Source organism: Runella aurantiaca (assembly GCF_003339505.1).
In the GTDB taxonomy this organism is placed as follows: Bacteria; Bacteroidota; Bacteroidia; order Cytophagales; family Spirosomataceae; genus Runella; species Runella aurantiaca.
Window position 1 is genome coordinate 1 of record NZ_QPIW01000054.1, and the last position, 4,354, is coordinate 4,354.

Here is a 4,354-nt window from a genome sequence, read left to right on the forward strand (position 1 = left end):
TTTTGAAGCAATTTAATAACTTCGTCCCTAATGATTTTTTTCATTCTTAAAGGCTGGTTTGATGCTTGGTCGCTTCAAAATTCAGCCTTTTTGTTTTACATAGCAATTATCTTCGGGTACAGTACTTGGCTATCCTGTAGCCTCTTTTAATTCTTGACTTTACCATTTTTGGAATACAGCTTCTCGCGCGTCTTTCGGTGTGTGGAATACGTCAGATACGCGATTTGTACTACAAATATCCAAAAGTTATACCGTATTTTCAGCGTTTTTTGATTGAAAAATGAGTAAAAAGAAGGACGCTATTGTCCGTATACAGGCCGTCGTTCCGCTCTAAGTGGTAAACCTACCGCCTCAGGGTCATAGAACCGCACTTGGGTTTTTCTTTTTGGCAAGTAGGTACGCAATCCAATAGCTTTGTAAACACATTACAGGTTTTTGCATCACTGATATGATCTTTTTTGGAAATCTTGCACTTCTGTTAACCCTTATCCTGTATTTTGGCCTTGCCTCTATGGCGGGCAAACCTATCCCGGGTGGCGACAGGGGCATGGGCCACGCCATCGCCCTCTTGTTGTTATTTGCGGGATTCGCCATTGGTCTTATTGTCACTACAGTGATCATTTTGATCAAAGGGGATTTTGAATGGGTTTCAAATACGGCCTCCCTTCGCAATTCATTGATCGGCATTGGGGCAGCATCACTGTTGGTGATGGCTTTTTACTCCTCTATGGGCCCCGGCGCAGCGCCATGGGTCGTAAGATTTATTGGAAAAAACAGGATTTTATGGTTGATTCCTTTCCTTTTATGGAGCGAATTTATGATGCTGAACGCTTCTTTACAAGCATATGTGCCCAATGCGGTCTGGCAGTGGGCGCTCACCTCTATCGTGTTCATAAGCATTTTGTGTTGTGTGTTGATGGTTGGAGAATGGCTCGTGCGCATCCCAATCAACATAGTTGAACGGGGCACTGCAAGAAAAGCCCATAACGATACTCGAAGACAGGAGTTTTTGGCTCAAATTGAACGGAATAACCCCAACACCGAAATGGTCTTGATTCTGGGATTTACTACCAAATACCAAGACAAAGCAGTACGGGAAGCGGCTTTGGCCAAAATCAAAACCAATCCGCAATGGCAGGAATATCTCGTCGACCGTTTACAAACCCCGTGGGCAGAGGAAGTTTTTCGCTTTTTGGCCGATAATGATGTAGAAGACAAATCGCTTTTTGCCCAACCCACCCAAGCAGGGATTTTGATGATGGTCGAAAAATTCAAGGACAGTATGGAGCGAACCCATACATTTCATGAAGGTCAATTTTATTGGGAAACGGAAGCTGTATTAAAAACATTGGAAAAATTTAAGGGTTTAGGTGTGGACTATGTGCCTGCCGTACGAAAACTGCGAAAAGCGTTGGATACGCGCCTGAAAAGTTATCAGCACGCAGCCAAATTCAGATGTATTCCTGTGTTAGACAGTTGGTTGAAAAAAAATGAATAAGAAAAACAACCCTACAATCCCGGACACCGGGCGCTTTGCGGACAGAGGTGTTGCTTTGGGAGAGCTGGCAACGCACTTTGTGGTACATTGTCCCAAATGTCAGAAGAAAGCACAAATCAACCCGACCAAAGAGCCCGCCTCAAAAGTGGACTTTCGACTCATTTGTTCTGATTGTTTTCACGTAGAGACCGTCGGCCATTGGTACGGGGCCGCAACCGCGCACGTTTCCGTAAAATGCCGGGAATGTTACCGACCGCTGAGCCGCTCGGCGCCGTGGAATGGGATTTGGAAAAAACTCGCCATGCACTGTACGCACTGCGGCGACAACTGCGAATACGAAGCAAGTATCACCTACGGGCATTTTCACGATAGTCGGATGACTGACCCGGTATTCGGCCTGCCGTTATGGTTGCAAAAAGACTTTCGCGGGGAGTTGCTTTGGGCCTACAATTACGAGCACCTGGAAATGGTGCGGCAATACGTTGCCGCAAAACTGCGCGAACGCGGCATTGACCCACGAAATACCATTCGCAAGAACAGTTCAATGGTCAACCGGCTGCCGATGTTTATCAAAAAAGCATCCCATCGGGAAGAACTTTTGAAATTGATTGCAACAATGCAATGAACTTTCAGCCTGTGATACCTTCTCTATTTCTTTACGCCAAAATACGAAAAATACAGACCTTTTGTTGGTTCTGAATAACTCACCGACAACACTTTAGACGTTACTTCTTTGTCTTTTTTATCGTCATACCAGCGGTCGTCCTGATAGCTGCCTATTTTGGTCTGACCGTAGTACAGCTCAAACCCTTTTGTGGTGGTTTGGGCGGTAATCCCTTCCAGTTTTTGGGTTGATTGTTGAGGAATATAATTGGTTCTCAACAAGTTGAATGTACCGTCACTTTTCTTGGTGATTTGTAAGCTTGGTAGTTGATTATCGTCGGTAATAGCAATACAGAGTGGGTCCAAAAAGGCATTGGTACGATAGGTACCTTCCAGTACATTGGGGTCTTGGCTGATTTCGTCTTTGTTACACCCCCAAAAAACACCGAGGGTAAGCAGAAAAATGGAGAACTTTTTCATAGCAACAGTTGGATGATGGTTTTGAACAAAGACGCTCACTCATGCTCAATGGTTGGAATGAAAAAACAACTTTCCTACACTCCTACATACAAAGAGCGCCCAAGGAATCACTCCCTGTGCGCCCTTCCTATATCTATTTGATTTTCAAACTATACGTCACAGATAAGGACGCATTTTTTGAGGGATTCCAACATCCCTGCTTTGTCTTTGGCTTTAGGCACAAATTCTTGTCCGATGTAGCCCTTATAGCCCGTTGCCACAATGGCTTTCACGATGGCTGGGTAATAAATCTCCTGGGTTTCGTCAATTTCATTGCGTCCCGGATGTCCGCCCGTGTGGTAGTGGCTGATGTATTTTCCGTAGCGCTGGATGTTGCGGATGTGGTCACCGCTCATGCTTTGCATGTGGTAAATATCGTACAGCATTTTGAATTTTTCGGAACCGACCATTTCGCAAAGCACCGCGCCCCATTCAATATTATCGCACTGATAATCAGGGTGACTGGCGCGTGAGCTTAACAATTCCATCGTCAATGTCACACCGTATTTTTCGGCCAAAGGAATCAATCGCTTTACTCCTTTTTGACAATTTAGCAAACCCTGATAATCGCCTAAGCCTCGACGGTTTCCCGAAAAACAAATGACATTGGTAATGCCGTACTCCTGCGCTTGCGGCAGCAATTCTTCGTAGCATTTATAGATAGCATCATGGTTTTTAGGGTCGTTTAAAAAGCTTCCCAATCCCGTTTTTTCGGGCCATGGATCAGCCCAGCCCATGGCTGAAGTCAGACCGTAATTCTTCATAATAGCCCATTCTTTGGGGCCGGTGAGTTCGATCGACTCAATGCCCATGTCTTTGGAGGCTTGGCAAAGCTCCTCAAAGGGAATAGAGGCGTAGCACCAACGGCTGACGGAATGTTTGATATTGCCTTTTAATTTCAGCGGTTCGGCGGCCATGGCTTCATTCGTTAAAGCGGTAGAAAGAGTGGCCGCCGACGCACCAAGCGTTTTGATGACATCGCGGCGGGAGAGATTTGATTTCATTGGAGATTTTATTTTGAAAAGACCATCACGAATATTTTCTAACGCAAACTTGAATGTTAATCTTCATTTGTCCCTCCCAATGATTGCCTGTTTTGGTTAAATAGGTGCCTTTCTCAATGTTCGGGAGGGAGGTTTTGTTGACAATTATTTGACCCAGCAATTCATATGATACGTCATGATTTTTTCAAAAACAATGCCTAATAGCCTCACTTACGCATGAGGACAAAGCCTGCAATTACCGTTTGATAACTATTGGGATTTATCCTTGCACAATCGCATTTAAATCACTAGCTTTCAATACTTAAACGACAAAAGCCTTACTTTGGAGAGATGCTAAAATAGCAAAAATTCGCTATTTTTTTCCGCAAGTTTTCATTCGACCTTTGCTGTGTTGGAAGTGGGGAGATGGGTAAACATCACTTGATTTATCCAACTCATTAATCACCATTTGAACAAGAAAAATATGAAAATGCTACTTTTAATCAACTTGTTGCTGTAATTGTCTAAAAATCACGGTTTACCGAGAGACAAAATTACAGCAAACCGTAATTTACAGGCTTGGATTTTAATGCCAACTTTCTCATAGCCCATTCCGGTATGGAGTTGTAAATAGTCATCTAAAAGTGGACAGCTAAAGCTTAGAAGAGAAGAGACAATTTCTTAAATTGTTTCACTTAATTTTTCTTTATCATGTCCAAATCAAACAAGAAGGCTTCTATTAAGCCACAGG

At 43.7% G+C, this 4,354-nt stretch carries 4 protein-coding genes; 2 read left to right on the forward strand and 2 right to left on the reverse strand.

Annotated elements, in window-relative coordinates; all coding sequences use genetic code 11:
• Positions 1-448: 448 nt before the first annotated feature.
• Both DVG78_RS29740 and DVG78_RS29745 read left to right on the forward strand, forming a co-directional pair.
• Positions 449-1,498, forward strand: coding sequence for a hypothetical protein (locus tag DVG78_RS29740; protein WP_114464636.1), 1,050 nt, complete (start codon positions 449-451; stop codon positions 1,496-1,498).
• On the forward strand, positions 1,491-2,123 hold the full coding sequence (locus DVG78_RS29745; RefSeq protein ID WP_114464637.1) for a zinc ribbon domain-containing protein: 633 nt from the start codon (positions 1,491-1,493) through the stop codon (positions 2,121-2,123). Before DVG78_RS29740 ends, DVG78_RS29745 begins: the two co-directional genes overlap by 8 nt.
• A gap of 23 nt (positions 2,124-2,146) precedes the next feature.
• On the opposite strand, the gene DVG78_RS29750 is transcribed toward DVG78_RS29745, so the two are convergent.
• On the reverse strand, positions 2,147-2,581 hold the full coding sequence (locus DVG78_RS29750; RefSeq protein ID WP_114464638.1) for a hypothetical protein: 435 nt from the start codon (positions 2,579-2,581) through the stop codon (positions 2,147-2,149).
• A gap of 149 nt (positions 2,582-2,730) precedes the next feature.
• On the reverse strand, positions 2,731-3,624 hold the full coding sequence (locus DVG78_RS29755; protein ID WP_114464639.1) for a hydroxypyruvate isomerase family protein: 894 nt from the start codon (positions 3,622-3,624) through the stop codon (positions 2,731-2,733).
• Positions 3,625-4,354 lie beyond the last annotated feature (730 nt).